Below are 26727 nucleotides of genomic sequence, written 5' to 3'. Positions count from 1 at the left end.
GCCGGATCGCGTCGCGTGACGCAGGGCGCGGACGCCGGGGACCGGTGATCGCTCCGCGGTTGAGAAGGCGGCCGTGCATGCGGAACACTGAGGCCCCGAAACGTGCTCCATCCGGGGGAATCAGGGGCGGACATGGGCCAAGCGTGGACCGGCGTTGAGTGACGCGCGCGTGGGCGGCCCCCCGATGAGCCGTGAGGAGGCCGACCGGGCGCTGGCACGGCTCCAGGACGAGAAGGAGCGCATCGGCGGCGCGCTGCTCGAACTGGAGGCCCACCAGGGGTACCAGTTACTGGACGGAGCGGTACTCGATGGGGAGACGCGGCGCGTACAGTCCGACGTGCGGTCCCGCACGACGTCCCTCTGGACGCTGTTCGACCTGTACGGGCGCGCGGTCGACGCGGCCGCCGGCCTGCGGGCCCGCCACCCCAGGCCCGGGCAGGCGCAGCTCGTGGAGCTGACCCGGCTGCTCACCGGCCCGTCGGTGGAGCTGCCCGTCACCGAGGTCCCGCTGGAGCGGCGGACGCTGCTGGCCGTCCCGTCCGGCGAGCGGCTCACGCTGCGGGCGGCGGTCGACCGGATGACGGCGCTGTACGAGGGGGTCGCCCGGTCGGTCGCGGCACTGGACACGGTCTGGTCGACGCTGCTGTCCCGGCTCGCGGAGGTGGAGGCCGAGCGGCGGGCCGCCGGGGAACTGCTCGAATCCCTCGGCGGGACGGACCCGGAGTTCGAACGTCTCCGCGACGAGCTGGAGGCCGTCGCGGCCGCCGTGCGCGGCGACCCGCTGGCCCTCGCGCGGGACGGCCGTGCCGACACCGCGCGGCTGGACGCGGTCCTCACCGGCCTCGCCGGGGTGCGCCGGCGGCTGGCGGAGGCGGAGCGGCTGCGCGACGGGTTCGCCGACAGGATCCGCGGTGTCGGCGCCGTCCTGGACCTGCTGCGCGAGGCGGAGGCGGAGGCCCGCGCGGTCCGGGACGAGGTGCTCGCCAAGATCGCCTCCCCGGTGCTGCCCGAGCTGCCCGAGCGGTCGGCGAGTCTCGCCGACCGGCTCGCCGCGGTCGGCGGGGCCGGCGCGCCGGCGCGCCGCGGCTGGCACGATCTGGCCGAACGGGTCGCCGGCCTGGAACGCGCCGCCGCCACGGCGCTGGAGCAGGCCCGCGAGACCGCGGGCGTGATCCGCGGGCTGCTGGACCGCCGCGAGGAACTGCGCGGCCGGCTGGCGGCCTACCGGGTGAAGGCCGCCCGGCTCGGCCACGCCGAGGACGCCGAACTGGCCCGGATCTACGAGCAGGCCCGCGAGCTGCTGTGGACCTCCCCTTGCGACCTGCGGCGCGCGACCGTGACGCTGTCGGAGTACCAGCGGGCCATCATGTCGCGGACGAAGGGAGCGGAACGATGAGCCAGTGCGCCGAGCCGGGCTGCGGCGGAACCGTCGACGGCGGCTACTGCGTCCTATGCGGCGTGGCAGCCTCGCCCGGTACCGCGGCACCGTCCGCGCCTGACGCGTGCATGCAGCCGGGCTGCGGCGGGACGATCTCGGACGGCTACTGCGACATCTGCGGCAGCCCCCCGGCGAGCATCGCACCGGGCACCGCGCCGGGCGTGCCGGCGCCGCGTCCGCCCGCCGAGCAGCCGGACGACGGATGCGGGCAGGCCGGCTGCCCCGGGACGGTCATGGACGGCTACTGCGACGTCTGCGGCTCGCCGCCCGCGCACACCTCCCGCGTCGCGTCGGCCGCCACGACCGGCAGCACCCGGACGGGCAGCACCCGCACCGGGTCGTCGCGCTCGTCCGGCCGCCGCGGCATGCTCGGCGCCGGTCTGGTCGAGGTGCCGCGCGTCCCCTACCGGGACCCCGCCGGCGCGGTGATGAGCGACCCGCAGGTCGCCGAGGCCAAGCGGTTCTGCAGCAGTTGCGGCGAGCCCGTCGGCCGGGGCCGCGGCGACCGGCCCGGCCGGACCGAGGGCTTCTGCCCCAAGTGCGGTGCCCGGTTCTCCTTCACCCCGAAGCTCAGCCCGGGCGACCTGGTCGGCGGGCAGTACGGCGTGCTGGGCTGCCTCGCCCACGGCGGCCTCGGCTGGATCTACCTGGCCAAGGACCGCAACGTCAGCGATCGCTGGGTGGTGCTGAAGGGCCTGCTGGACAGCGGGGACGCCGACGCCATGGCCGCGGCGGCGGCCGAGCGCGCCTACCTCGCCGAGGTCGAGCACCCCAACATCGTCAAGATCTACAACTTCGTCCAGCACGGCGGCGACGGCTACATCGTCATGGAGTACGTCGGCGGGGAGTCGCTGAAGGACATCCTGCTCCGCCAGCCGCAGCCGCCCGGCGAGAAGCACCTGCCGCTCGCGCAGGCCATCGCCTACGGGCTGGAGGTGCTGCGGGCGTTCGAGTACCTGCACGCGCAGGGCCTGGTGTACTGCGACTTCAAGCCGGACAACGTGATCCAGTCCGAGGAGCAGCTGCGGCTGATCGACCTCGGCGGCGTCCGCCGGCTGGCCGACCCCGACGGCGCCATCTACGGCACGGTCGGCTACCAGGCGCCGGAGATCGCCGCCGACGGGCCGTCCGTCTCCTCCGACCTGTACACGGTCGGCCGCGCGCTGGCCGTGCTGAGCTTCCCGTTCCGCGGCTACACCAGGACGTTCGTCGACTCGCTGCCGCCGCGCTCGGACGTCCCGGTCCTGCGGCGGTTCGAGTCCTACGACCGGTTCCTGCGCCGCGCGACGCACCGTGACCCGGCGCAGCGGTTCCAGGACGCGGCGGAGATGGCCGAGCAGCTCACCGGCGTGCTGCGCGAGGTGCTCGCCGCCGGGGACGGCACGCCGCGTCCCGCCCCGTCCGGGCTGTTCGGCCCGGAGCGGTTCACCACGCGGACGGGCGAGGCGGCCGGCGAGCAGGCGCTGCCGCCCGTCCCGCCGGAGGCGGCCGCGGCGGCGCTGCCGGTGCCGCTGGTGGACGGCACCGACCCCGCCGCCGGGTTCGTGTCCGGGCTGTCCGCGCTGGAGCCCGCGCAGGCCGCGGAGGCGGCGGCGAGCGCGCCGGCGCGCACCCCGGAGGTCCGGCTGGCGCTCGCCCGCATCAAGATCGAGCTGGGCGCGGCCGAGGAGGTGGACCGGCTGCTCGACGAGCTCGCCACCGAACGTCCCGGCGACTGGCGGATCGGCTGGTACCGCGCGGTCGCACTGCTGGCGCGGGGCCGCGTGGCCGACGCCGAGCCGCTCTTCGACCGGCTGTACGGGCTGCTGCCCGGCGAGCCGGCGCCCAGGCTGGGGCTCGCCTACTGCCGGGAGTCCACGGCGCCGGCCGAGGCGATCCGCCTGTACGAGACGGTGTGGCGCACCGACCAGAACTACATCAACGCGGCGTTCGGCCTGGCCCGTGTGCATCTCGCGGCGGGTGACCGGGGCGCGGCCGTCGCCGCGCTCGACTCGGTGCCGAAGATCTCCATCCGGTACGTGCCCGCGCAGGTGGCGGCGGTGGCGACCGCGGTGCGCGGCCGTCCGCCCGCGGAACTGACGGCCGCCGAGCTGGTCGCCGCCGGTGACCGGCTCGCCGCCCTGGACCTGGACGCCGAGCGCCGCGACCGGCTCGCCGCCGAGGTGCTGGAGGCCGCGCTCGACTGGCTCCTCGGCGGGTCCGCCGCGGCGGGCGGCACGCAGGGCGGGTCGCTGCTCGGCGCGCCGCTCACCGAGACCTCGCTGCGCCGCCTGCTGGAGGCGACGTACCGGGAGCTGGCGCGCCGCACCCGTGACCGGGACGAGTGCCGCCGGCTCGTCGACTCCGCCAACGCCGTACGCCCGAGGACGCTGCTGTGACCGACGACCAGACCGGCACCGACCACGCCGGAACCGACCAGGCGGCCGCCGACCGCACCACCGCCGATCACATCAAGGCGGCCGAACTCTCCTGTCCCGCCTGCGGCGAGCTCGTGTACCCGGAGGAGGTCTTCTGCGAGGAGTGCGGGCACCGCCTCACCGACGCGCCGTCCGCGGCCTCGTCCGGGGCGGGCCGCCCGGACGAGGCGATCGAGCAGGAGCCGCCGTCCGCGCGGCAGCGGGCGGCGGCGCGGCCGTGCACCGGCTGTGGCGGGGCCGCGATCGACGCGGACGGCTACTGCGAGCGCTGCGGGCTGCGCCAGCCCGCCGAACGCGACCACGTCGAGATCGAGCTGCCCGCCCCCGGCGGTGCCGGCGGCCGGCCGGTGGTGGCGGCGGGCGCCAGCGACCGCGGCCGCCGCTACAGCCGCAACGAGGACGCGCTCGCCCTCACCGCCCACGCCACCGGGATCGCGGCCGTGGTGTCCGACGGCGTCGGATCGTCGCAGCGTCCCGAGCAGGCGTCCCGCGCGGCCGCCGACGTCGGCGCCGCCGAGCTGGCGGCGCGGCTCGACGCCGGTGAGGACCCCGAGGACGCCACCCGGCACGCCGCGCTGGCGGCGGCGGCGGCCGTCGCCGCGCTGGCCACGTCCCCGTCCGACGCACCGTCGTGCACGTACGTGTCCGCGGTGACGCGCGGCGGGGCCGTCACCGTCGGCTGGGTCGGCGACAGCCGCGCCTACTGGCTGTCCGCGGACGGCGCGGCCGGCCCCGGCGAGAACGGGGCATCGGGCCCGGCGGCCGACGAGACCGGCGCGGGCGCCGCCGAGGTCAGCACCGGCGACATGGCCGAGCTGGGCCCGTCCCGCCGGCTCACCGAGGACGACTCGTGGGCCGCGTTCATGGTCGCCGAGGGCTCGCTGACCGAGGCGGAGGCGGAGGCGCACCCGAACGCGCACGTCATCACCGCGTGGCTGGGCGTGGACGCCGGGGAGGTCCGCCCGCACGTCGCGACGTTCCGGCCCGCGGGCCCCGGCACGCTGCTGGTCTGCAGCGACGGCCTGTGGAACTACTTCCCGGCGGCCGGCGACCTGGCGGCGCTGCTGGCCGGCGGTCCGGGCGGCGCCGGGACCGGGCCCGACCCGGCGGCCGACCCGCTCGGCGCGGCCCGGGCGCTGGTGCGGCACGCCCTGGACGCGGGCGGCCGCGACAACATCACCGTCGCCGTGATCCCCCTCCCGTCCCCCGCCTCGTCCGTTCCCCGTCTCCCCGCCCAGAGCCGCGACATCCCGCAGAGCACGGAGCAGCCCCGATGAGCGAGCCGCAGTTCACCATCAAGATCGACCAGAATCGGTTCCTGCCCGAGGGCGGACGCGAGGTGCACGCCATCGTGTCCGTCGAGGCGACCGCGGCGGGCGGCGCGGCGGTCCCGTCCACCACCCGGGCATCCGAGGTGATCATCATCGACACCTCGGGCTCGATGTCCTATCCGGAGACCAAGCTGCGCGCGGCGGTGGCAGCCGCCCAGGTCGCGATCGACACGCTGCGGGACGGTGTGGAGTTCGCCGTCGTCTCCGGGTCCAACACCGCCACGATGGTCTTTCCCCGGCATCAGGGGCTGGTCGCGGCGTCGCCGGAGACCCGCGCGGCGGCCAAGCACGCGCTGAGCGGGCTGAAGGCGGCCGGCGGCACCGCGATCGGGTCGTGGCTGCGGCTGGCGAACCGGCTCTTCGACACGGTCCAGGGCGGTATCCGGCACGCGATCCTGCTGACCGACGGCAAGAACCAGCATGAGACGCCCGAGGAACTGGACGCCGCGCTGGCGGAGTGCGGCGGCCGCTTCGTGTGCGACTGCCGCGGCGTCGGCACCGACTGGGAGGTGGCCGAACTGCGCAAGGTCGCCTCGGCGATGCTGGGCGGTGTCGACATCGTCGCCGACCCGGCCGGCCTCGTCGCCGACTTCCAGGCGATGACGGAGGCGGCGATGGGCAAGTCCGTCGCCGACGTCGCGCTGCGGGTGTGGACGCCGCAGACCGCGACGCTGCGGTTCGTCAAGCAGGTGATGCCGTCGGTGGAGGATCTGACCGGCAAGCGCGTGGAGTCGGCGCCGCAGGCGGGCGACTACCCGCTGGGCGCGTGGGGCGCCGAGAGCCGTGACTACCACATCTGCGTGGACGTGCCGCCGGGTCCGGTGGGCAAGGAACTGCGCGCCGCGTGGGTGAAGCTGGTCGTGCCGGGCGGGCCGGGTGAGGAGGCGAAGGTCCTCGCGACCGGGAACGTGCTCGCCCAGTGGACGGACGACGAGGCGCGGTCCACCCAGATCAACGCGCGGGTGGCGCACTACACCGGGCAGGCGGAACTGGCCGCCGTCATCCAGGAGGGGTTGCAGGCCCGCAAGGACGGCGACCTCGACACCGCGACGGCGCGGCTCGGCCGGGCCGTGGTGCTCGCCGACGAGGCCGGCAACGACGCGATCACCGCGATGCTGCGCCGGGTCGTGGACGTCATCGACCCGGCGACCGGGACCGTCCGGCTGAAGCGCGACATCGACAAGGCCGCCGAGATGGAGCTGGACACCCGCTCCAGCAAGACGGTCCGGACCCGCAAGGACGAGACCGTGACCACGCGGAGGGGCGAGGGCTGAGCATGGCGAGCTGCCCCAACGGACACGCCTCGCAGGCGGCGGACTACTGCGACGTCTGCGGCGAGCGCATCGGCGACGCCCCTGCGGCCGGGCCGCCGGGCACGGCCGGGCTCCAGGCCCCGTCCGGCGGTGCCGCCCGGCCCTGCCCGGACTGCGGGACGCCCGGCACCGACCGGTTCTGTGAGGCCTGCGGCTACGACTTCGCGACCGGCGGCGGCAAGCCGACACCGCGGACGGCGCCGGCGGGGGACCGGGCGCCCTCCGATCCGCGGCCCGCGCCGCCCGTACCGGCCCCTCCGGTGCCCGGCCCGCCGGTTCCCACGCCGCCGGATCCCGCGCCGGCGCCCCCGGTTCCGGCGCCGCCCGTCCCTTCCCCGCCCGTTCCCGGCACGGCCTGGACGGCGGTGGTGACGGCCGACCGCGAGTACTTCGCCACGGTCATCGCCGAGGAGGGGCCCGACTCGGCGGCGCTCTCGTTCCCCCCGTACGCGCCCGAGCGCCGGATCCCGCTGACCGGGCGGGAGGTGCGGATCGGGCGGCGCAGTTCGGCGCAGCCGTCCCCGCCCGAGATCGATCTGCGCGAACCGCCCGAGGATCCCGGCGTCTCGCACGTCCACGCGGTGCTGCTGGGCAAGCCGGACGGCACCTGGACGCTGGTCGACCCCGGCTCCACCAACCGGACCTGCCTGAACGGGTCCACCGAACCCATCCCGTACAACGTGGAGGTCCCGGTCTCTGACGGCGACCGGATCCACGTGGGCGCCTGGACCACCATCACGCTCATCCGAGGCGAGGCGACATGACCGCCGTTCAGCAGTCTCCCCCGGCGGGCCCGCCCGCCCCTGCGACGCAGGCGCCGCCCGCCCGCCGCGGCTCCGCCGGGCGGCTCCGGCATGCGCCCGAGAAACCGCCGGCAGGCGTCGCGCGGTTGCTGCCCCGCACGGTCGCGGCCCGCGTCCGGGCGCTGACCGCGCTGTCGCTCGTCCTGCTCGTGGTGCTGCTCGGCATCGGCTGGGCGGCGGTCGCGAACGCCCGCGAGGGCGTGCGGGTCATCGGGCACGACGCGGGCCCGCAGGTCGTCGCCACCGGCGACCTGTACTTCCAGCTCTCCGACATGGACGCGCAGCTCGCCAACGCGCTGCTCATCGGCGACGCACCGGGCGGCGGACGCGATCAGGCCGTCGCCCGCTACGACGACAACCGGCGCAAGGCCGGGGACGCGCTGCTCAAGGCCGCCAAGCTCGCCGATGAGACGACGGAGAACAACACGGCCCGGGACCTGCTGGACGCCCTGGGCCGCTACGAGCGCCTCGCCGGGCAGGCCCTCCTGCTGGACCGGCAGTCCCCGCACCCGTCCGGTCCGCCGTCGCAGCAGGTCACCGAGCTCTACCGGCAGGCGGCCGACCTGATGAAGCTGGACCTGCTGCCCAAGGCGTACAACCTGACGCTCGACAACGGGACCCTCGTCCGGCACACCTACGAGGACAGGCGGTCGGCCGTCCTCATGGGCCGCACGGGCGTCCTGGTCGCGGGCGTGGCGCTGCTGGCGACCCTGGCCGGATTCCAGCTGTACCTCGCGAAGCGCTTCCGCCGGCTGCTGAACGTGCCACTGGCGCTGGCCACGATCGGCACGCTCGTCCTGGTGGGCGCGGGCACCCTCATGCTGTCCGGCCAGGCCGGCCATCTGCGCAAGGCCAAGGAAGAGGGCTTCGACTCGATCCTCGCGCTTTCCCGGACGCGCGCCATCAGCAACAGCGCGAACGCGGACGAGACCCGGTTCCTGCTCGACCCCGGGCGAGCCGACGCCTACGAGCAGGTGTATCTGAGCAAATCCCAGACCGTCCTTTATCTGAAGGCGGGCAACCTGACCCAGTACAACGCGGCCGTGCAGAAGGATCTGTCGTTCGAGCCCGGACGGGCGCCGTTCCTCGGCTTCCTCGGCACCGAGGCCAACCGCCCGGCGGAGTCGGCCGAGCAGAAAGCACAGCTGGTGAACGTCATGAACGGCGTCCTGCGCGATTACCGGAAGGTCCAGGCGAACGACCGGCGGATGAGAGACCTCGTCAAGGGCGGGCAGCGGGATCAGGCCGTGGCCGCCCGCGGCGCCGCGGGCGCGGACTTCACACGGTACGACCGGTCGCTGCAGGCACTGATCGGCATCCACCGGAAGGCGTTCGACGACGCCGTGCGGGACGGGGACGGCGGGACGAGCGGCTGGTACGCCGTCCTGCCGGCCGCGGGCGCCGCCATCGCCCTGCTCGTGCTCGCCGGGGTGCGGCCCCGCCTGGCGGAGTACCGGTGGTCGAAGTGAGGGCGCGGCGCACCGCGGCCGCCGCCGCCGCGCTCACCATGCTCGGCCCGGCCGCGGCGTGCGGCCTCGCCGACGCCGGCGAGACCTCCGTCGCGACGAAGGATCGGCTGGTCATCGGCGTCAACGCCGACCAGCCGGGCGTCGGCGAACGCGAGGGCGACGGTCCGTACAAGGGCTTCGACATCGACGTCGCCAAGGCGATCGCCGGGCGGCTGGGCGTCGCAGGGAAGAACGTCGCGTTCAAGCGGGTGTACTCCGCGACGCGCGAGAAGATGCTCCAGGAAGGCGAGGTCGACCTCGTCGTGGCGAGCTACTCCGTCACCCCCGAACGCAAGGTGAAGGTCGCGTTCGCGGGCCCCTACTACGTCGCCCACCAGGACGTCCTCGTCCGCGCGTCCGACGCCGGGAAGATCCGGAGCATCCACGACCTGAAGGGCCGGCGGCTCTGCAAGGTGCGCGGCTCGGTGTCGTTCCCGCGCATCCACGACGAGCAGGGCGTCGCCGCGCTGCCGGTCGAGGAGGACGGCTACTCCGCCTGCCTCACCGATCTCGTCGAGAACCGGCTGGACGCGGTCTCGACCGACGACCTGATCCTCGCCGGACTCGCCGGGAAGGCGGCCGCGAACGGCCGGAAGCTCACGATCGTGAACGCCTCCTTCACCGACGAGCCGTACGGCGTCGGCATCCGCAGGAGCGACGTGGACGGCTGCGAGGCGGTGAACAAGGCGATCACCGGGCTGTACCAGGACGGCACCATGCCGCAACTGCTGAAGCGGTGGTTCGGGAACACCGGGCTGAAGCTCACCACCACCGTCCCGCAATTCGAGGGCTGCGTCTGAAAGTCCGCGACTTATAGCACGTAACCGATTACGGAATGACATGGAAGGGGCTGGCGGGAGCGGGCGGTCACTGAGATCAGTCGGTTACGTAAGTTTCGGTCGGCGCACATGATCGCAAGTTATGGTCGCGATCAAAACTGGATCCGGCGATCGCCGTCACGCCCCGAGGAGTGCCATGACGACCGTCATCCTGGTGGTGATGTGCGTCGTGGTGGGGGCGCTCGAACTGTACGCGGGCAAGCAGAGCCGCGACCAGGCCGACGCGTTCACCCGGCGGATCGAGGAGCTGAACGACCAGGTCACCAAGCAGAACAACGTCCTGGTCACGGTCGGCGAGCGGCTCACCGCCGAGCTGGCGCGGGTCAAGCAGGACGTACTGCCCGCGCTCGATGACCGGCTCCGGCGCAACACCGGGCAGGTCGAGGAGCTGGCGGGCCTCGTCCACCGGGCCGACGACCACCTGCGCGCGCAGGCGGGACGGCTGCACGAGCTGGAGCAGCAGCGGATCACGCTGGCCGCGCTGCGCCGCAAGCTCGGCGAGGTCGAGACGTCGGTGCGCACCGTCACCCGCGCGCACGCCGGCACGGCCGCCGGGAAGGTCGACGCGGCCCTCGAACGGCTCGCCGACCTCGAACGCGGCGGCACGCAGATCCTGGAGCTGCAGCGCACCCTCACCCGCACGCTGGAGGACGTCGAGGACATCGTCGCCGAGTTGCTGCAGTTCACCGAGGGCGAGCTGAACGGCACCGTCACCGCCGCGCTCACCGGGCGTCCCCGCGCGCCCGGCGACGCCGTCACCGCCGCCGGGCGGCTCTGGACCCGCGACGGCCAGTTGGAGGACATCCTCTGCGAGGTGTACGAGCGGTGCGTCCGCGTGAACCGGCTGAACGTCCGGTTCCGCACGGCGGAGGGCGCGGACGACCCGGCGCCCGGCTCCCCCGGACGCCGCCGCTACTTCCTCGGCGGGCATGCCTGCGAGGACCTCGCCGGCGTGTTCAGCGCGCTGCTCATCTCCACGGGCGCCGACCTGCCGGGGGGCGGCGCCCGCGGGTCCGGGCACGGCCTGGCCCGGGTGGAGCCCGGCGTCCCGTCCGGGGTGAGGCCAGCGCGCCCGCCCGAGGACGAGGCCGCGCTCAAGGCCCTCCTGCGGACGCTCGCGGAGTGCTCCGGCGCCGTCGCGCAGATCGGCCCGCTCCTGGCCGTCCGGACGCGCGGCGAACTGCTGTGCGCCGTGCTGACCGCCGCGCAGTCACTGGAGCTGGAGAGTGACGAGGTGTTCTGGGATCCGGCCGCCGCGGCCGTCCGGCTGCGGCGGCTGCCGTCCCATCAGCTGTGGGACCTCACCGGCTGGGCCGGCCCGTAGGGCGGGGCGCCCCGTAGGTTCGCACGGTCCGCTCCGCCGGGCTTCCCATGCGCACGTACAGCGGGCAGGCGGCGGCGCGGGTGAGCGGGTCGACCTCGGCGCACAGCCCGATCCCGGCCGCGCGGTCGAGGAACACCACGTTCTCCACCGCCCGCGCACCGCGCACCGCGTACGGGACGGAGCCGGCGTCGCGGGTGTCGAACAGCTCCTCGAACGTCAGCCGGCGCGCGAACCGCAGCAGCACGCCGGCGTCCACGACCCGGCTGCCGATCGCCGCGGCCGGGCCCGCGACGACGATGCCGAAGCTCGGGTTCTCCCGGCCGCGGACGTAGATCTCCCGGTCCGGTTCCAGGCCCCGGCGGCGGTCCGGGATCTGGATGCCGAACCCGGCGCCGCCGTCCAGGTAGGCGGGCGGCCCGAACCCGCCGGCCGCCGCCGTGTCCCGGACGTGCAGCACGCCCGCCGGCATCTCCCAGCCCGGCAGGTACACGCCGAGGCCCCGCAGCAGCAGCCGCCAGACGGGGCGCGCCGTCACGTCCGGAGCGAACTCCATGGCGCCCATCTTCGGGCGCCCGGCCTTCCGCCGACAAGATCCCTTACGACCCCAGAGCCCTTACCACGCGGCCCCCTGCGCGGCCGGCGCGCCGTCGGCTACCGTTGGGACCAACCGGATCATGACGAGGACGCCGCCGTGAATCTGCAGGACATGATCGTTCACCGCGACAACTCGTCGCGCACCGTCGACAAGTACCTGATGGCCTACGAGGGACGGGTCATCGCGGTGCGCCGGCACCCCGCCGTCCTGCTCGTGCCGGTCTCCGCCGTCGTCGCCGGGCTCATCGTGTGCGGCGCGGTCAGCGCGGTCACCGGCGCGGCCTGGATCTGGTGGCTGTGGCTGATCGCCATCGCCTACCTGGTCTGGAAGGTCATCGCCTGGTCGTTGGAGTTCTTCCTGGTCACCGAGCACCGGGTCATGGTGATCAGCGGCGTGTTCAACCGGAACGTCGTGATGATGCCGCTGACCAAGCTCACCGACATCGCGCTGAACCGGTCCATGCTCGGCCGGATGCTCGGCTACGGCGAGTTCCGCACCGAGTCCGCGGGCCAGAAGCAGTGGCTCCAGAGCATCAACTTCATGCCGTACCCCGAGCAGCTCTACCTGGAGATCTCCTCAGTGATCTTCGGGACGACCGACGCCTCCCCCGACTGACTCACGAATCGAAGCCGAGGCCGAGGCGGTCGAGGGTGTGAAGCCAGAGGCCGCGGCGGCCGGCGTTGCGGTCGGCGCGGGCGATCTCGCGCCGGGTCAGTTCGATCACGCCGTACCGGAGCGGTTCGGGCGGGAACGGGACGGGCTTGGTCCGCACCATCTTCAGCCGGGTCCGCTCGGTCTCCTCACCAGGTGCGAGGCCGACGTGCAGGAGGTCGAGCATGACGTCCGCGCCGAAGCGGGTGGCTCCGACGCCAAGGCCGGTGTAGCCGGCCGCGTACGCGAGCCTGCCGTCGTAGGCCGTCCCGAAGAACGCGCAGAAGCGGCTGCACGTGTCGATGACACCGCCCCAGGCGTTGGTGAAGCGGACGTCTTCGAGCTGGGGGAACGTTTCGTAGAAGTGCCGGGCGAGGGTGCCGAACGTGGCGGGACGCTGTTCCAGGTCGGAACGTATCGCGTTGCCGTAGTGGTAGATGGCGTCGTAGCCGCCCCACAGGATCCGGTCGTCCGCGGTGAGCCGGTAGTAGTGGAACTGGTTGGCGCTGTCTCCGATGCCCTGCCGGTTCTTCCAGCCGATCGCCTCGCGCTGGGCGGCGGTGAGCGGTTCGGTCATGAGCGCGTAGTCGTACACGGGGACGACGAAGCCGCGCAGGCGCTTCAGCAGCGGCGGGAACGCGCCCGTCCCGAGGACCACCCGCCGGGCGGTGACCACGGCGCCGTGGCGCGCGGTCAGGTGGAGCCCGCGGATCCCGGAGCGCAGGCCCGTGATGCCGGTGTTCTCGAAGACGCGGACGCCGAGGGAACGGCAGGCGTCCGCGAGGCCCCAGGCGAGCTTGGCGGGATGCACCATCGCGGTGGCGTCCGGGTCCCAGAGGCCGGCGAGGTAGGTCGGCGAGTCGACCTCGGCGCGGACGGCGTCCCGGTCGAGCAGCACGGGCTCCCAGCCGAGCTCGATCGCCGTCTCCGCCGCCTCCTCCAGGGCGGGCACCTGCCATTCCTCGGTGGCGACGCTCAGTTCCCCGGTGGGTTCCCATTCGGCGTCGATGCCGTACCGGGTGAGCGTGTCGCCGATGGCGCGGAGATTGTCCCAGCCGAGGCGTTCGAGCGTGTGCATGTCGTCCGGCCAGCGGCCGATGCCGTTCTGCAGCCCGTGGGTGAGGCTGGCGGCGCAGAACCCGCCGTTGCGGCCGGACGCGGCACCGCCGATCCGGCCGGCCTCCAGCACGATCACATCCAGCGACGGGTCGCGCTCCTTGGCCAGCAGGGCCGCCCACAGGCCGCTGTACCCGCCGCCGATGACGGCGAGGTCGCACTCCCGCGCGCCCTCCAGCGGGGACCCGGCCCCGGGACGGGCCGGGTCCTGCAGCCAGTACGGCTTCGGCTCGGCGTCGGCGAGCGCCTTCTGAACGTCCATGTCGTCCTCCGGCGGACGTCGTCAGCGCGGCGCGCGCATGTTGCGCCGTGCGGAGACGACCGCGATCACGATGCCGACCGCGAAGATGAGCGTTCCCATCACGTTGACCTGCGGCGGCGTTCCCGTCCGGGTCGAGCCGTAGATCCACAGCGGGAACGTGATGGTGGAGCCGCTGGTGAAGTTGGTGATGATGAAGTCGTCGATGGACAGCACGAACGCCAGCAGCGCGCCCGCGACCACACCCGGCATAATCATCGGCAGGGTGACCAGGCGGAACCGGGTCCACGGCCCGGCCCCGAGGTCCTGCGCCGCCTCCTCCACCGCCGGGTCGAGGCCGACGACGCGGGCCCGGACGGTCACCGCGACGAACGCGATGGAGAACATCACGTGCGCGACGAGGATCGTCAGGTAGCCGCGCGGCAGGTTGAACGTGACGAACATCGACAGCAGCGACGCGCCCATCACGATCTCCGGGCAGGAGATCGCCATGAACAGCACGAGGTTCGTCGAGCCCTTGCCGCGGAACCGGTACCGGCCGAGCGCGAGGCCCGCGAACGTCCCGAGGATCGTGGTGATGAGCGTGCTGAGCAGCGCGATCGTCAGCGAGTTGATCACCGCGGTGGTGAGGTCGCCCTTGTCGAACAGGTGGGCGTACCACTTGAGCGTGAAGCCCTGCCACTCGAAGTTCTGCTTGCTGCGGGTGTCGTTGAACCCGAACAGGATCATGATCGCGATGGGCAGGATCAGCCAGGCGATCAGCGCGAGCGTGTAGGCGTGCAGGCCGGAGATCCGGCGTTTCGGGCGGGCCGGACGGCCCCGTACCGGGGTCTTCGTGGTGGTGAGCGTCGTCATCGTCCCGCCGCCTCCAGAACGTCCTGTGTGCCGAGGGTGCGCGCGTAGGCGAAGATGCCGACGAGCAGGATCGCCATCAGCGAGAACGACAGCGCCGACGCCATCGGGTAGGCGCTGTTGTTGAAGTACTCGGTCTGGATCACGTTGCCGATCATGGTGTTCTGCGGTCCGCCGAGGACCTCGGCGTTGACGTAGTCCGACGACACCGGCACGAACGTCATGATCACGCCGGCGAACACACCGGGCAGCGACAGCGGCAGGATCACCCGCGTGAACGCCTGGAGCCGGCTCGCGTACAGGTCGTAGGCCGCCTCGACCACCCGGTGGTCGATCCGCTCCAGCGCCACGTAGATCGGCAGCACCATGAACGGCAGGAAGTTGTAGGCGAGCCCGGACACCACCGCGACGCCGGTGTCGAGGATGTGGAAGTCCTTCGGCAGGATCCCGCTGCCGCGCAGCGGCCCGAGGATCGGCCCGTTGTCGGTCAGCACGAGCTTCCACGACACCGTCCGCAGGATGAACGACACGAAGTACGGGAGCAGGAGCAGGAACAGGTACGTCGACTTGTGCCGTCCGCCGCGGAACGCGATCCAGTACGCGGCCGGGTAGGCGAGCGCGATGCACGCGACCGTCGCCAGGAGCCCGTACCAGAGCGACCGGACGAACTTGTCGCCGTAGGTGTTCAGCCCGTCGGTGTAGTTCTGCCAGTGGAACGTCTGCCGGAACCCCTCGATGAGGTTGCCCGTCTGCAGCGACAGGGACACCATCAAGACCATCGGGATGAGGAAGAACACCGCCATCCACAGCCCGCTCGGCAGGATCATGAGGTACGGCGCGAGCCGCCCCCGTCCGCGCGCCATCACGACCCCTTGGCGATGGGTTCGAAGATCTTCTGGTACTCGGGCTCCTCGGCCTGGGTGAGCCGCCGGTAGTGCCGCAGCCGGGCCAGGTCGCTCTCGGACGGGAAGATCAGCGGGCTGGTGCTCAGCCGGGTCAGGTCCCTCTTCTGCGATCCGGTGGCCTTCTCCGCCTTCTGCGCGATGAGCCGCTGGGTGGACGGGATCGGCGGCATGTAGTTGATGAACTCGGTCAGCGGGACGTTGTTCTCCGGGACGTACAGCCAGTCCATGAGGGTCAGCGCGTCCACCGGGTTCTCGGCGGTCTTCGGGATGCACAGGTTGTCGGTCCAGATCGTGCCGCCCTCCTTGGGCACCACGAACTTCACGTCCGGGCTCGTCAGGCTGTAGACGTCACCGGACCACGCCATCGTCAGCCACACGTCGCCCTTGCTGACGGCATCGACATAGTCCTGGCTGTAGTACTTGCGGACGATGCCCTTGTCGCGCTGCTCGCGGAGCTTCTCGGCGGCCTTCTCCCAGTCGGCCTTCGTCGACTTCTCCGGGTCGATGCCGAGCAGGAACATCCCGAAGTTGCCGAGTTCCTGCGAGTCGCCCAGCATGCCGACCTTGCCCTTGTACTTCGGGTCGAAGAGCTGGGCGATGCTGGTGATCTCCTCCTTGACGTACTTGGTGTTGTACGCGATGCCGGTCACGCCCGACTCGTAGGGGATCGTGTGGGCGTTGCCCGGGTCGTAGGACGGGTTCTTGAACGCCTCGCCCGCGTTCGCCTGGAAGTTCCTCAGCTTCGACAGGTCGAGCGGCGCCAGGTAGCCGAGCTGGCGGCACTGCTCCAGCTGGATGCCGTTCGTCATGATCATCAGGTCGAAGCCGATGGACTGGCCCGCCGCCAGCGGCGCCTGGATCTTGCCGAACCACGGCGCCATCTCCTGGATGACCTCCTTGTAGGTCACCCTGATGCCGGTCTCCTTCTCGAACGCCTTGATCGTCTCGCGGTCGTCCTGCATGTAGCCCGGCCAGTTCGCCCAGTTGAGCCGGCCGTTCCTCGTCTTGCCCGCCCAGTATTTCTGGACGTCGCTCTGGCTGACCTTCTCCTTGCCGCCCTGCCCCTGCACGCCGCAGGCCGACAGGGCGAGTCCCGCACCGGCCGCGCCCATCATCCGGAGGACGTCCCTGCGGGCATAACTGGAACGTGCCAGGCGGGGGCGGGTGAGGCCGCGCAGGAAAGCGGGGTCGATGCTGCTCACTGGGGGGCTCCTATGGCGTAAGAGTGACGCGGCTCCCACGACAGCCAGACACTGTCGCCGCGGGTGGCGATGTCATCGGCGGACGTGGCGTTCTGCAGGAAGACCACGACATCGGCGCCGGTGTGGGTGGTGATGTTGTAGCTCGTCGACGTCCCGAGGTAGACGACCTCGGTCACGGTGCCGCGGACGGCGCACAGCCCGTCGGCCGGCTTGTCCAGCCCGATGTCGATCTTCTCCGGGCGGATGGTCAGCTCCAGCCGCTGCCCCGCCGCGACCTTCACCCCGTCGCGCACCGGGACCTCGATCCGCCCATCCGGCCCGTAGGAGATCACCGCGGTGCCCGGCCCCATCTCGGCGACCTCGCCGTCGAGCAGGTTGGACGTCCCGATGAACCCGGCCACGAACCGGGACGCGGGATGCTCGTAGATCTCCCGCGGCGTGCCGAGCTGCTCGATCAGCCCGTCGTTCATGACGGCGATGCGGTCCGACATGGTCAGGGCCTCGCTCTGGTCGTGCGTCACGTACACGAACGTGATGCCGACCTCGCGCTGGATGCGTTTCAGCTCGACCTGCATCGCCTGGCGGAGCTTCAGGTCCAGCGCCCCCAGCGGCTCGTCCAGCAGCAGGGCGCGCGGCCGGTTCACCAGCGCGCGGGCCAGCGCGACCCGCTGCTGCTGGCCGCCGGACAACTCGGCGGGGCGGCGCCGCTCCCGCCCCGCCAAGTCGACGATGTCCAGCATCTCCCCCACCCGCCGCGTGATGTCCGCCTTCGGAACGCCGCGCCGGCGCAGGCCGAACGCGACGTTCTCGAAGACGCTCATGTGCGGGAACAGCGCGTACGACTGGAACACCATGTTCACGTCGCGCCGGTTGGGTGACACACCCGTGACGTCCTGGCCGTGCAAGTGGACGGCGCCCGCCGTCGGCTCCTCGAAGCCGGCGATCATGCGCATGGTCGTCGTCTTGCCGCAGCCGGACGGGCCGAGCAGGGAGAAGAACTCCCCCTGCCCGATCTCCAGGTCGACACCGCGGACCGCGGCCACGGTCTCGCCATGGGCGTAATACGCCTTCTCCACTCCCGTGAGCTCGATGGCGGGAACTGCGCGACCCGGGTCGTCGCGCGCCGGGGCCTGCTGGGTCTCGGTCATGGCGGGTCTTCCTTCACGGGCTCGGGCGGCGGTGGTCAGCCGCCGATGTAGTGCATGACGTGCTTGATGCGGGTGTAGTCCTCGATGCCGTACATCGACATGTCCTTGCCGTAGCCGGAGTGCTTGAAGCCGCCGTGCGGCATTTCGGACACGAAGGGTATGTGGGTGTTGACCCACACGGCGCCGAAGTCCAGTGCCTTGCTCATCCGCATGGCGCGGCCGTGGTTCTGCGTCCACACGCTCGCGGCGAGGCCGTACTTGACGCCGTTGGCCCACGCGATGGCCTGCTGCTCGTCCGAGAAGCTCTGCACGGTGATGACCGGCCCGAACACCTCGTTCTGCACCATCTCGTCGTCCTGCTTCAGGCCGCCGACGACGGTGGGCGCGAAGAAGTAGCCGCGGTCCCCGACCCGTTCGCCACCGGTCAGGACCTTCGCGTGGCCGGGCGCCCGGTCGATGAACCCCTGGACGCGCGCGAGCTGGTTCTCGTTGTTCACCGGCCCGTAGAAGGCGTCCGCGTCGCTCGGCGGCCCGACGGCGGTGCCCTTGGCGGCCTCCACGAGCGCCTCGGTGAACTCGCCCCGCAGCCGCTCGGCGACCAGGACGCGCGTGGCGGCGGTGCAGTCCTGCCCCGCGTTGAAGTAGCCGGCCTCGGCGATGCCCGTCGCCGCCGCCTCGACGTCCGCGTCGTCGAAGACGATGACGGGCGCCTTGCCGCCGAGCTCCAGGTGCACGCGCTTGAGATCCCTGGCCGCCGCCGCGGCGACCTCCATGCCGGCCCGGACGCTGCCGGTGATCGACACCATCTGCGGCGTGGGGTGCTCCACCAGCGCGCGTCCGGTGTCGCGGTCGCCGCAGACCACGTTGAAGACGCCCGGCGGCAGGACCTCGGCCGCGATCTCCGCCAGCATGAGCGTGCTCGCCGGCGTCGTCTCCGACGGCTTGAGCACGACGGTGTTGCCCGCCGCCAGCGCCGGCCCGAACTTCCAGACCGCCATCATCATCGGGTAGTTCCAGGGCGTCACCTGCGCACACACCCCGATCGGCTCCCGCCGGATCGAGGAGGTGTGGTCCGCCATGTACTCGCCGGTCGCCTTGCCCTCCAGCACGCGGGAGGCCCCGGCGAAGAAGCGGAGGTTGTCCACCATCGGCGGCACCTCCTCGTCCAGGGTCAGCTGGACCGGCTTGCCGGTGTCGCGGACCTCGGCCTTCACCAGGTCCTCGGCCCGTGCCTCGACCGCGTCCGCGAACCGCAGCATCGCCAGGCTGCGCTCACCCGGCGTGGCGTCGCGCCAAGCGGGGAACGCGTCGGCCGCCGCGCGGAACGCGGCATCGACGTCCTCGGCGCCGGACACGGGCGCCTCCGCGTACGCCTCGCCGGTGCTCGGGTCGACCACCTCCAGCGTCCGCCCGTCCTTGGCGTCCACGTACTCGCCGCCGATAAAGTTGCGCAGCCGCTCGCCGCTCATCCTCAGGTCCCTCCTGGGCAACGTCGCCCGTTGTGTCCTGTTGGCCCGACCCTGACAGAGGATTCAGCCCAACACAAGTGATTCCGTTGTTACGATCCAGTTTCACGACTGATTCGCTTGGTCCAGACGCCTCCCACTCTCGATGCCGCAACTAGGAGACCGCCCATGGAACGCGCATCCCGCGTCCAGCTCGACGAGACCGCGAAGCACATCATCGAGCAGCTCCAGCAGGACGGCCGCCGCTCCTACGCTGCCATCGGCAAGGCCGTCGGCCTGTCGGAGGCCGCCGTCCGCCAGCGCGTCCAGAAGCTCCTCGACGCCGGCGTCATGCAGATCGTCGGCGTCACCGACCCGCTCATGCTCGGTTTCTTCCGGCAGATGATGATCGGGGTCAAGTGCGAGGGCGACCTGGAGAGGATCGCCGACGAGCTCGCCGGCCTCCCCGAGATCGACTACGTCGTCATCACGGCCGGCTCGTTCGACATCCTCGTCGAGCTGGTCTGCGAGGACGACGCACGTCTGCTGGAACTTCTCGGCCGTATCCGCGCCGTGCCCGGGGTCGTCTCCACGGAAGGGTTCGTCTACCTCAAGCTGCGCAAACAGACCTACTCCTGGGGGACCCGCTGACTCCTCCGCACACCCGACGATTCTCGTTCTCAATGGGGATGTCCTGGCAACACCTCGCGGCGTACTTTTAAGAGCCGCAAGGAAGGAGACCGGCCATGCCAGAGTCGGTCCGCCAGGACCTTCCCGCCACCGATGACCACATCGCCTTCTGCACCTCCGCGGACCAGTTCCACGCAATCCGCAAGGCGGCCGAGCTGATCGGCTGGACGATCACCGACTACGTCCTCTCCGCCGCCCTGGACCGAGCCGAACGCGACCTCCACGAACACGCCACCTGCCAAGCGCCCCCCGCCGACGTCGACCCGACACCTCCCTACGTGGCTCTCCTGATAGCACTGACCTGAGCGCCGCACCGGCCGAGGAGTCTCCCGCCCCGCCACCAACGCTCCCGAGCATCCCCCGCCTCCCACCGAGCGCGCCCGACCACGGGCATCCGAACCGGCCACCCTGATTGGGTGCGCGGACACCCCGTGGCTTCGGGCGGGCTCGGCGGGAGGACACCACCGCGCAACCGGAGGACCGGTCCATGGGCGAAGCCCTGGCGGAGGACGACGAGGGCAACGCGCTTCTCGGCTTCCCGGCGGCCACGCACACCCCCGCCGCACCGCTCGACGCGCCGATGCCCGCGGCCCTCGCCGCCGTCTGGCACGATTACCACCTGCTCCTGGTCTTCGACCGCCACCGCCACCGCCACCAGTGGGAGCTACCAGAGGGCCGCATCGAACCGGGCGAAACACCCCTCGAAGCGGCCGTCCGCGAACTGCGTGAAGAGAGCGGCCTCCACCTTCCCGGCCTCGTCCTCGCCGGCCATGAGCAACGGCCGCGGACACACCCCGGGCACCCGGTGGGGTCATGAACGGCCGGCGACCGCTTCGGACAGGCGCGCCGCATACCCGGCCGCCTCCCCGTCGGAGTCGTACTTGTGCCGCGGCCAGAAGAAACCCCGGAGCCCGTCCTTCCGATTGCGCGGCACCACGTGCACATGCAGATGCGGGACGCTCTGGCTGATCCGGTTGTTCATGGCCACGAACGATCCCGCCGCGCCGAGCACCGACTCCATCGCCCCCGCGAGCCGCTGGGCGTGCCCGAAGAACGGGCCGAGAAAGTCCCCGGGCAGATCGCCCAGCGTCTCGTAGTGCGTCCGCGGAACCAGCAACGTATGGCCCTTGAACAGCGGCCGCGCATCCAGGAACGCCACCGCGTCCGGCGCGTCCAGCACGACATGCGCCGCCCGCTCCCCCGCAACGATCTCGCAGAATGCGCAGCCCTTGCCCGCCGGCTCACCCATCCCCTCATTCTCCCGCCCCCGCACAGTCCCGCAGCCCCCGCACACCGCTGAGGGGACGTACGGGTTCCGGCACCTCTCTGTGTCAAGCGGCGGTGAGCAGGGAGGCGGCCGCCTTGCCGGCTCGGTGGCGTCGATCGCGGTCCGCAGCCAAGATCAGCAAGGCGATGGCCGGATCGCTCGCGTCCCACCTGCCGTTCACCGGCCCCCCGCCGAGGAAACCTGCGGGCCGCCACACGCTCGCGGGTGGGGGCGAGTGCGATTAACGCCGCCCTTACGGGCGGGGGCTTATCGTGCGGTTCTCATGCGGCTTGAGAGTGTCGCCTTTCGTTATCGCCGGTCGGACCCCTGGGTGCTCAAGGACGTCACGCTGTCCCTCGATCCCGGCAGCGTGACCGAGGTGACCGGGCGTAACGGCGCCGGGAAGTCCACCTTGCTGCGCATGGTCGCAGGTTTACGGAAACCTCGTGCGGGCGTCGTCAAAGACCGGCCGGCACGGGTGGGGTACGCGCCTGAGCGTTTCCCCGTGGACCAGCCGTTCAGCGTCCGCGGGTATCTGCGGCACATGGCCGCGATGCGCCGCGTGCCGGCGGACGCGGCCGGCACATGGGCGGAGCGGCTCGGCTTCGATCACCTCCTCGACGTGCGGCTCCCCGAGTTGTCGAAGGGCAGCGCCCAGAAGATCGGGCTCGCGCAGGCCCTCATGGGCGACCCGGAACTCCTGGTCCTGGACGAGCCGTTCGCAGGTCTGGACGCGGCCACGCGCGGCGCCCTCCCCGGGCTGATCTCCGACCTCGCAGGCGACGGCGCGACCGTGGTCGTCAGCGACCACCAGCGGTGCATCGAGGCTCTCCCGGACGTCGACCGGCTGCGTGTGGCCGAGGCGACGGTCACCCGGCTCCCGTCCGGTGCGGCCACGGACTGGACCGTCCTGGAGGTCGAGGTACCCGAGGACCATGCCGACACCGTGGAGACCAAGCTCCGCGCGGACGGCTACCGGGTACGGAGGCCCAAGCGATGATCGCGCTCGTCCGATTTCAGGTCGCCGGCTACGCCGGTTCGCTGCGCGTCCTGCAGCCGCTGATCATCGTGGCGCTGTTCGTGGCGCTGTTCCTCCTGCAGGGGCCGAGCGGACCGCATGCGGCCGACCTCGCCGCCCGGACGTTCGCGGACACGGCCGCGTTCATGTTCCCGGTGTGGGCCTGGGCGGCGCGCGCCCTGCTCGACACCCAGCCCGACGAGCAGCGCGCACTGACGGCCACCGCCGTCCGCCACCGTTCCACTCCCATCTGGGCGGGGCTGCTCGCGGCGTACGGAACGAACCTCTCCCTGGGCGCCGTCGCATTGCTCGTTCCCCTCCTTCAGGCCGTCCGGTTGGAGTGCCCCGGATCAGCGATCCTGGCCGGCTGTGCCCTGAACGCTCTCGTCGCCGTTCCCGGCACCCTGCTCGGCGCCTGGACGAGCCGGGCGCTCATCCCCGATCCGGGCGTATCCCTGCTCGTTCTCCTCGGCGGGGCCACCGCGCTTCTTCTCCTCGGCATCGGACGCCTCGCCTGGCTCTCCGTCCCGATGATCGATTGGCTGCGTGCGGCCCACCACGGCCCGGCGGCCTTCACCTCCCGCTTCCCCGCGATAGCGCTCCACCTCCTCCTCTGGTCCGCCGTCGTCGGCGCCGCCTACGTCGCCACCGCCCACCGCCGCCCCTGACCTCACCGCGGCGGGTGTGGCGCGCGGTCAGGCGGCTTGCAGAATCAGGCGGCTTGCAGGGTCAGCCATGCTCGTTCCAAGGGGTCGTCCTGGCGGTTGCAGAAGTACACGCGGCCCGGGTCGCCCCAGTACCAGCCGAGGCGGTCGTCGGAGTCGAGTTGGAGGAGGAGGCGCCACTCCTCCACGGCGCGCTGCTCCTCGGGGGTGAGGGATGGCGGCTTGACGGAGTCCAGGGTGCGGCCCGTTGACGCGTACAGGCAGTCAGGGCCGATCGGACGCTGGATCAGGGTCGGCCATCCGCCCAGTTGGTGGACCGGCATGTCGTCCGGCCACGTGTGGCGCGTCCAGGCTGCGTGCAGTTGCTCGTAGACGGGCAGGAGGCCGCTGTAGATGGTGTCCATGCGCCGCACCACGGCCTCTTGGGGCGAGGGCAGGGAGAGGAACGGAGTGGCACTCAGCGCGGCCTGGGGGTAGATGGCCGCGCCCGGCGGCGGGCTCGTTTCGCGGAGGTCGCCGGTGAAGACGCGCCAGCCGTTCCGCTGTGCGGCCTTGTCGCCCCAGGGCCGCGGGATCTCGTCGGTGTAGTAGAAGGCGGCATTGCCGGACGACGGCAGACCGGGGATCCCGCCGAAGCGGGCGAGCCCGGTGAAGTCGATCGCGCCGAGGAAGGCCAGGGAGCGGCCCTCCCACGTGGGCCAGGGTTCGCCCGGCGGCAGGAGGGGCGTACCGCCGAGGCGGACGTGGACCCCGTCCCCGGCGCCGGGCCGCAACGCGGGCCTGGCCAGGGGCAGCAGGACCGCCGAGAGCTCGGGCGTGAGGAAGACGTCGAACAGGGCGCGGAGCCGCTGCCGCTGTGCCACGAAGTTGTCCATGCGCGTAGCGTGACCTCGCGCGGCGGCCACACGCAGCCGCGGCCGAAATTGTGGATAACTCCGGTCAGTGCTCCAGGGCGCTCGCGAGCTGCACCAGGAACCGGTCGACCTCCTGCTCGTCGTAGCCGGGCCCCAGCCGGACGACGCGGAAGGCGCTTTCCCGAACATCCCGGGCCGTCACGGGCGGGGCCGCGCCGCGCAGGCCGGCGATCACCCGGTCCAGGAACGCGTCCACGTCCCGCACGTCGTAGCCGGGGCGCAGGCCGGCCCCGGAGAACCGGGCGTTCTGGATCCAGGTGATCAGCCACGCCGGGTGCGCGCGGGGCCGTCCGGGACGTTCCCTGATCGGCGCCCTGGCCTGGAGTTCCCTGATGCACTCGCGCAGCAGTTCGTCCACCGCGCGGTTGTCGTAGCCGCGCAGGACGACGTCGAAACGGGCCGCGCGCACCTCGTCCGCGGAGACCGGCGGCCCGCCGTCCAGCGCCTGCGAGATCCGCTTCAGCAGGGCGTCGACCTGGTTCCGGTCGTAGCCGCGCAAGGCCACCGGCAACCGCGCGCTCGTCCTCACCCGTACCGTGCTCCTCAGCGGCGTCCCGCGCCCGCGGGACGCCGGGGACACGTCCGCGGCGCGCTCAGTCCCTGGTCGACGCGGCCAGCTGGCCGCAGGCCCCGTCGATCTCCCTGCCCCGGGTGTCGCGCACCGTGACCGGGACCCCGTGGGCCTCCAGGCGCCGGACGAACTCGCGCTCGTCCTCGGGCCGGGAGGCGGTCCACTTGGAACCCGGTGTCGGATTCAACGGGATCAGATTGACGTGTACGAGATGCCCGCGCAAGAGCCTGCCGAGAAGATCGGCCCGCCATGCCTGGTCGTTGATGTCCTTGATGAGGGCGTATTCGATCGAGACACGGCGGCCACTGCGATCCGCGTAGGCCCACGCCGCGTCCAGGACTTCGGACACCTTCCACCGGTTGTTGATGGGCACCAGATCGTCCCGTAGCTCGTCGTCGGGCGCGTGCAGGGACACCGCCAGCCGGACGGACATGTCCTCAGCGGCGAGCTTCTCGATCGCGGGGACGAGCCCGACCGTGGAGACCGTGACCGACCGCTGGGAGATGCCCAACCCGGCAGGCGCCGGATCAGTGATACGACGCACCGCGCCTATCACGGCCTTGTAGTTGGCCAGGGGTTCACCCATGCCCATGAAGACAATGTTCGAGACGCGTCCCGGCCCACCCGGGATGCGCCCACGCGCGAGTGCGCGCGCGCCCGCGGCGACCTGCTCGACGATCTCGGCCGTGGAAAGGTTACGGGTGAGCCCCGCCTGCCCCGTCGCGCAGAAGGGGCAGTTCATGCCGCACCCCGCCTGGGATGAGACGCACATCGTGGCCCGGTCCGGGTAGCGCATGAGCACGGATTCGAACAGGACGCCGTCGAACGCCTTCCAGACGGTCTTCAGCGTCGTCCCGCCGTCACAGTCGAGTTCGCGCACGGGCGTCAGCAGCGAGGGCAGCAGCTCGGACACGAGGCGTTCGCGGACGGCGGCCGGCAGATCGGTCATCTTGCCGGGGTCGTCGACAAGACGGGCGAAGTAGTGCCGGGACAGCTGGTCGGCGCGGAACGGCTTCTCCCCCAGCTCGGCGACCGCCTCCCGGCGCTCGGCCGTGGTGAGGTCGGCCAGGTGCCTCGGCGGCCTGGCGCGCCTCGGGGCGGCGAAGACGAGTTTCGCCGGGGTCTTCGCGGGCCTGGTGCCGCTGGTGTCGGGCGGGGTCGTAGACATGGTCCTTCCAGTGTCGCAAACACCGGCCGGTGCCTCGTCCGTCCGCGAACGACGTGTAGGGCGACATTCCTGCACATGACCTTGTCTGCGACTAAGGTCTCGATCATGGCGGTATTGCGTAGGGGCGACGCCTCGCCCCGAGGGTCCGCGGCCAAGGTCGTTCACGCCGCGGCGAGCCCGTACGGCAGTCGGCGGCTCATCGTCGAGACCGACGGCGACGTCACCGTGGCCTACCTGAAGGACGCACGGGACTCGGTGGTCGGGGCAACGTGGGTCGCCAACCACCGCAAGGCCCCGCCGGAGCTGGACCAGTCCCGGCTGGACGCGGGCCGTGCGCCCCTCCTGCCGGAGTCCCACGTGCACCATCCGCCGGGACGCGCCGCGCTGGACGCCGAGGCCCTGGAAGTGGTGTGGTTCGAGGAAGGCGACGGTGTCGCCGTCCTGGAGGCGGGCGATCCCCTGTTCGTGATCCCCGGCTGGTCGGACATGGGACGCGGCATCCCCGGATACGCCCGCGACGCCACACGGCAGAGCCCGTTCGCGTTCCCCCTGGACGAGGAGATCAAGGACTTCGGGCCACGCATCGACCAGGCGCGTGAGCACTGGAAGCGGTGCCACGCCGACGGTTCCTGGGCTGAGTTCCAGCAGTCGGTGCTCGGCCATCTGCTGCAAAGGCTCGGACCAAGTGGCCACTACTGGCACGACGTTGGACGGCAACTGGCGAGCGGCAGAACCGGGGTGGCCCCGACTGTAGGCGTGTCAGAACGTCCCGCGAGAGGCGATCGTGACTTCACCGTGTTGAGCACGGTCGGGATGAGCCGCCAACGTATGCCCACGGTCGAACTGTACGAAGACGACGTCGCCCCATACGGACGGATAGAACTCGCCGTCGCCAGCACACTCCCCAGCCAGAAGGCCGGCAGCATCTTTCCCTGGCTGGCGCAGTACCCATGGCGGTCGGTGACATGGTTCGCGCCTGGAGACGTCGTCAAGTGGTACCACGAGGCCCGCACGTTCCCCCTGGGCGGCGGCGAGTCGTCCTGGGAAGGCGTACTGCTCCTGGACGACCCGAGCCGTCTGGCAGGCACTGAAGCGCCCGCGCTGACCGGGCTGACACTCAACGGCGACGCCGTCCGATGGCTGTGGCTCGTGCCCATCACCGGTGAGGATCACCGCTACGCCAAGAGCGAGGGATCGGACGCGCTCATCCGGCGTCTTGCCCAGCAGGGCCGCTCCTGGGTCATTTCCCAGGAGCGCTCTGGCTGACCTGTCCTCGAAACGCGCCCTG

General features: G+C 71.9%; 26 protein-coding genes. 15 read left to right on the top strand and 11 right to left on the bottom strand.

The features are described 5' to 3' along the window. Positions 1 to 184 precede the first annotated feature (184 nt). The 8 genes from ACQP1N_RS10850 (at position 185) to ACQP1N_RS10815 (ending at position 10973) form a co-directional block, all read left to right on the top strand. Positions 185 to 1396, top strand: a complete 1212-nt coding sequence (locus tag ACQP1N_RS10850; RefSeq protein ID WP_084263080.1) for a hypothetical protein — start codon at positions 185 to 187, stop codon at positions 1394 to 1396. Continuing rightward, positions 1393 to 3816, top strand: coding sequence for a tetratricopeptide repeat protein (locus ACQP1N_RS10845; protein WP_433230851.1), 2424 nt, complete (start codon positions 1393 to 1395; stop codon positions 3814 to 3816). The genes ACQP1N_RS10850 and ACQP1N_RS10845 overlap by 4 nt, the downstream gene beginning before the upstream one ends. Beyond that, positions 3813 to 5132 (top strand): protein phosphatase 2C domain-containing protein, encoded by a 1320-nt coding sequence (locus tag ACQP1N_RS10840; protein WP_242608723.1) that lies wholly within the window; start codon positions 3813 to 3815, stop codon positions 5130 to 5132. The genes ACQP1N_RS10845 and ACQP1N_RS10840 overlap by 4 nt, the downstream gene beginning before the upstream one ends. Next, entirely contained in the window at positions 5129 to 6460 is a 1332-nt protein-coding gene (locus ACQP1N_RS10835) for a vWA domain-containing protein (RefSeq protein ID WP_433230848.1), read from the top strand. The genes ACQP1N_RS10840 and ACQP1N_RS10835 overlap by 4 nt, the downstream gene beginning before the upstream one ends. Positions 6461 to 6462: 2 nt before the next feature. After that, on the top strand, positions 6463 to 7263 hold the full coding sequence (locus ACQP1N_RS10830; protein ID WP_433230845.1) for an FHA domain-containing protein: 801 nt from the start codon (positions 6463 to 6465) through the stop codon (positions 7261 to 7263). Beyond that, entirely contained in the window at positions 7260 to 8771 is a 1512-nt protein-coding gene (locus tag ACQP1N_RS10825; protein ID WP_433230843.1) for a hypothetical protein, read from the top strand. The genes ACQP1N_RS10830 and ACQP1N_RS10825 overlap by 4 nt, the downstream gene beginning before the upstream one ends. Further along, on the top strand, positions 8759 to 9610 hold the full coding sequence (locus ACQP1N_RS10820; RefSeq protein WP_433230840.1) for a transporter substrate-binding domain-containing protein: 852 nt from the start codon (positions 8759 to 8761) through the stop codon (positions 9608 to 9610). Before ACQP1N_RS10825 ends, ACQP1N_RS10820 begins: the two co-directional genes overlap by 13 nt. 175 nt (positions 9611 to 9785) lie before the next feature. Then, positions 9786 to 10973 (top strand): hypothetical protein, encoded by a 1188-nt coding sequence (locus ACQP1N_RS10815; protein WP_433230837.1) that lies wholly within the window; start codon positions 9786 to 9788, stop codon positions 10971 to 10973. Here ACQP1N_RS10815 and ACQP1N_RS10810 read toward each other — a convergent pair. Next, positions 10951 to 11526 carry a hypothetical protein gene (locus ACQP1N_RS10810; RefSeq protein ID WP_242608721.1) on the bottom strand — a complete coding sequence of 192 codons (576 nt, stop codon included), beginning with the start codon at positions 11524 to 11526 and terminating at the stop codon, positions 10951 to 10953. The two genes, ACQP1N_RS10815 and ACQP1N_RS10810, sit on opposite strands and share 23 nt — an antisense overlap. Positions 11527 to 11664: 138 nt before the next feature. Between ACQP1N_RS10810 and ACQP1N_RS10805 the strand changes: the two genes are divergently transcribed. Continuing rightward, positions 11665 to 12183 (top strand): PH domain-containing protein, encoded by a 519-nt coding sequence (locus ACQP1N_RS10805; protein ID WP_306303167.1) that lies wholly within the window; start codon positions 11665 to 11667, stop codon positions 12181 to 12183. A 1-nt stretch (position 12184) separates the two neighbouring features. On the opposite strand, the gene ACQP1N_RS10800 is transcribed toward ACQP1N_RS10805, so the two are convergent. From ACQP1N_RS10800 to ACQP1N_RS10775, 6 genes are read right to left on the bottom strand one after another with little or no spacing between them, the layout of a single operon-like run. Further along, positions 12185 to 13597 (bottom strand): NAD(P)/FAD-dependent oxidoreductase, encoded by a 1413-nt coding sequence (locus tag ACQP1N_RS10800; protein ID WP_067799429.1) that lies wholly within the window; start codon positions 13595 to 13597, stop codon positions 12185 to 12187. 21 nt (positions 13598 to 13618) lie between these two features. Continuing rightward, the gene (locus ACQP1N_RS10795) at positions 13619 to 14449 is read right to left on the bottom strand and encodes an ABC transporter permease (RefSeq protein ID WP_067799427.1); all 831 of its coding nucleotides are present in this window, start codon (positions 14447 to 14449) and stop codon (positions 13619 to 13621) included. Further along, positions 14446 to 15309, bottom strand: coding sequence for an ABC transporter permease (locus ACQP1N_RS10790; RefSeq protein ID WP_433230834.1), 864 nt, complete (start codon positions 15307 to 15309; stop codon positions 14446 to 14448). Before ACQP1N_RS10790 ends, ACQP1N_RS10795 begins: the two co-directional genes overlap by 4 nt. After that, positions 15309 to 16553, bottom strand: a complete 1245-nt coding sequence (locus tag ACQP1N_RS10785) for a polyamine ABC transporter substrate-binding protein (protein WP_067799419.1) — start codon at positions 16551 to 16553, stop codon at positions 15309 to 15311. Before ACQP1N_RS10785 ends, ACQP1N_RS10790 begins: the two co-directional genes overlap by 1 nt. Continuing rightward, on the bottom strand, positions 16550 to 17701 hold the full coding sequence (locus ACQP1N_RS10780) for an ABC transporter ATP-binding protein (protein ID WP_433230830.1): 1152 nt from the start codon (positions 17699 to 17701) through the stop codon (positions 16550 to 16552). The genes ACQP1N_RS10785 and ACQP1N_RS10780 overlap by 4 nt, the downstream gene beginning before the upstream one ends. Positions 17702 to 17736: 35 nt before the next feature. After that, positions 17737 to 19170 (bottom strand): gamma-aminobutyraldehyde dehydrogenase, encoded by a 1434-nt coding sequence (locus tag ACQP1N_RS10775; RefSeq protein ID WP_067799413.1) that lies wholly within the window; start codon positions 19168 to 19170, stop codon positions 17737 to 17739. A gap of 165 nt (positions 19171 to 19335) precedes the next feature. Here ACQP1N_RS10775 and ACQP1N_RS10770 point away from each other — a divergent pair, with 165 nt between their 5' ends. The 3 genes from ACQP1N_RS10770 (at position 19336) to ACQP1N_RS10760 (ending at position 20653) form a co-directional block, all read left to right on the top strand. Then, on the top strand, positions 19336 to 19797 hold the full coding sequence (locus tag ACQP1N_RS10770; RefSeq protein ID WP_067799410.1) for an Lrp/AsnC family transcriptional regulator: 462 nt from the start codon (positions 19336 to 19338) through the stop codon (positions 19795 to 19797). Between the two features lie 95 nt (positions 19798 to 19892). Beyond that, positions 19893 to 20141, top strand: coding sequence for a DUF1778 domain-containing protein (locus ACQP1N_RS10765; protein WP_067799403.1), 249 nt, complete (start codon positions 19893 to 19895; stop codon positions 20139 to 20141). A gap of 182 nt (positions 20142 to 20323) precedes the next feature. Beyond that, on the top strand, positions 20324 to 20653 hold the full coding sequence (locus ACQP1N_RS10760; RefSeq protein WP_433230826.1) for an NUDIX hydrolase: 330 nt from the start codon (positions 20324 to 20326) through the stop codon (positions 20651 to 20653). Here ACQP1N_RS10760 and ACQP1N_RS10755 read toward each other — a convergent pair. Then, positions 20648 to 21085, bottom strand: coding sequence for an HIT family protein (locus ACQP1N_RS10755; protein WP_433230823.1), 438 nt, complete (start codon positions 21083 to 21085; stop codon positions 20648 to 20650). The genes ACQP1N_RS10760 and ACQP1N_RS10755 overlap by 6 nt on opposite strands. Before the next feature lie 301 nt (positions 21086 to 21386). On the opposite strand from ACQP1N_RS10755, the gene ACQP1N_RS10750 reads away from it, so the two are divergent. Both ACQP1N_RS10750 and ACQP1N_RS10745 read left to right on the top strand, forming a co-directional pair. Further along, positions 21387 to 22103: an ATP-binding cassette domain-containing protein gene (locus ACQP1N_RS10750; protein ID WP_067799395.1), complete on the top strand. Its 717-nt coding sequence runs from the start codon at positions 21387 to 21389 to the stop codon at positions 22101 to 22103. Further along, complete coding sequence (locus ACQP1N_RS10745) at positions 22100 to 22789, top strand: hypothetical protein (RefSeq protein WP_433230820.1); 690 nt, start codon at positions 22100 to 22102, stop codon at positions 22787 to 22789. The genes ACQP1N_RS10750 and ACQP1N_RS10745 overlap by 4 nt, the downstream gene beginning before the upstream one ends. A gap of 44 nt (positions 22790 to 22833) precedes the next feature. On the opposite strand, the gene ACQP1N_RS10740 is transcribed toward ACQP1N_RS10745, so the two are convergent. The 3 genes from ACQP1N_RS10740 to rlmN form a co-directional block, all read right to left on the bottom strand. Then, a complete protein-coding gene (locus ACQP1N_RS10740) occupies positions 22834 to 23661 on the bottom strand; it encodes a YwqG family protein (RefSeq protein WP_433230818.1) in 828 nt (275 codons plus the stop codon). A gap of 64 nt (positions 23662 to 23725) precedes the next feature. After that, positions 23726 to 24229 carry a DivIVA domain-containing protein gene (locus ACQP1N_RS10735; RefSeq protein WP_433230815.1) on the bottom strand — a complete coding sequence of 168 codons (504 nt, stop codon included), beginning with the start codon at positions 24227 to 24229 and terminating at the stop codon, positions 23726 to 23728. Positions 24230 to 24293: 64 nt separating this feature from the next. Continuing rightward, positions 24294 to 25439 carry a 23S rRNA (adenine(2503)-C(2))-methyltransferase RlmN gene (gene rlmN / locus ACQP1N_RS10730; protein WP_433230812.1) on the bottom strand — a complete coding sequence of 382 codons (1146 nt, stop codon included), beginning with the start codon at positions 25437 to 25439 and terminating at the stop codon, positions 24294 to 24296. Between the two features lie 105 nt (positions 25440 to 25544). On the opposite strand from rlmN, the gene ACQP1N_RS10725 reads away from it, so the two are divergent. Continuing rightward, a complete protein-coding gene (locus ACQP1N_RS10725; protein ID WP_433230810.1) occupies positions 25545 to 26705 on the top strand; it encodes a suppressor of fused domain protein in 1161 nt (386 codons plus the stop codon). Positions 26706 to 26727 lie beyond the last annotated feature (22 nt).

Source organism: Actinomadura formosensis (genome assembly GCF_050948385.1).
Classification (GTDB): Bacteria; Actinomycetota; Actinomycetes; order Streptosporangiales; family Streptosporangiaceae; genus Spirillospora; species Spirillospora formosensis.
Note: the sequence above shows the minus strand (reverse complement) of the source record. Positions and strands in the feature narration are given on the sequence as shown.

Coding starts and splice junctions, on each gene's coding strand:
- ACQP1N_RS10725 (WP_433230810.1), top strand. CDS start 25,545: ATGGCGGTATTGCGTAGGGGCGACGCCTCGCCCCGAGGGTCCGCGGCC.
- ACQP1N_RS10770 (WP_067799410.1), top strand. CDS start 19,336: ATGGAACGCGCATCCCGCGTCCAGCTCGACGAGACCGCGAAGCACATC.
- ACQP1N_RS10835 (WP_433230848.1), top strand. CDS start 5,129: ATGAGCGAGCCGCAGTTCACCATCAAGATCGACCAGAATCGGTTCCTG.
- ACQP1N_RS10745 (WP_433230820.1), top strand. CDS start 22,100: ATGATCGCGCTCGTCCGATTTCAGGTCGCCGGCTACGCCGGTTCGCTG.
- ACQP1N_RS10810 (WP_242608721.1), bottom strand. CDS start 11,526: ATGGAGTTCGCTCCGGACGTGACGGCGCGCCCCGTCTGGCGGCTGCTG.
- ACQP1N_RS10765 (WP_067799403.1), top strand. CDS start 19,893: ATGCCAGAGTCGGTCCGCCAGGACCTTCCCGCCACCGATGACCACATC.
- ACQP1N_RS10825 (WP_433230843.1), top strand. CDS start 7,260: ATGACCGCCGTTCAGCAGTCTCCCCCGGCGGGCCCGCCCGCCCCTGCG.
- ACQP1N_RS10815 (WP_433230837.1), top strand. CDS start 9,786: ATGACGACCGTCATCCTGGTGGTGATGTGCGTCGTGGTGGGGGCGCTC.
- ACQP1N_RS10775 (WP_067799413.1), bottom strand. CDS start 19,170: ATGAGCGGCGAGCGGCTGCGCAACTTTATCGGCGGCGAGTACGTGGAC.
- ACQP1N_RS10830 (WP_433230845.1), top strand. CDS start 6,463: ATGGCGAGCTGCCCCAACGGACACGCCTCGCAGGCGGCGGACTACTGC.
- ACQP1N_RS10795 (WP_067799427.1), bottom strand. CDS start 14,449: ATGACGACGCTCACCACCACGAAGACCCCGGTACGGGGCCGTCCGGCC.
- ACQP1N_RS10760 (WP_433230826.1), top strand. CDS start 20,324: ATGGGCGAAGCCCTGGCGGAGGACGACGAGGGCAACGCGCTTCTCGGC.
- ACQP1N_RS10845 (WP_433230851.1), top strand. CDS start 1,393: ATGAGCCAGTGCGCCGAGCCGGGCTGCGGCGGAACCGTCGACGGCGGC.
- ACQP1N_RS10850 (WP_084263080.1), top strand. CDS start 185: ATGAGCCGTGAGGAGGCCGACCGGGCGCTGGCACGGCTCCAGGACGAG.
- ACQP1N_RS10800 (WP_067799429.1), bottom strand. CDS start 13,597: ATGGACGTTCAGAAGGCGCTCGCCGACGCCGAGCCGAAGCCGTACTGG.
- ACQP1N_RS10755 (WP_433230823.1), bottom strand. CDS start 21,085: ATGGGTGAGCCGGCGGGCAAGGGCTGCGCATTCTGCGAGATCGTTGCG.
- ACQP1N_RS10740 (WP_433230818.1), bottom strand. CDS start 23,661: ATGGACAACTTCGTGGCACAGCGGCAGCGGCTCCGCGCCCTGTTCGAC.
- ACQP1N_RS10790 (WP_433230834.1), bottom strand. CDS start 15,309: ATGGCGCGCGGACGGGGGCGGCTCGCGCCGTACCTCATGATCCTGCCG.
- ACQP1N_RS10750 (WP_067799395.1), top strand. CDS start 21,387: ATGCGGCTTGAGAGTGTCGCCTTTCGTTATCGCCGGTCGGACCCCTGG.
- rlmN (WP_433230812.1), bottom strand. CDS start 25,439: ATGTCTACGACCCCGCCCGACACCAGCGGCACCAGGCCCGCGAAGACC.
- ACQP1N_RS10780 (WP_433230830.1), bottom strand. CDS start 17,701: ATGACCGAGACCCAGCAGGCCCCGGCGCGCGACGACCCGGGTCGCGCA.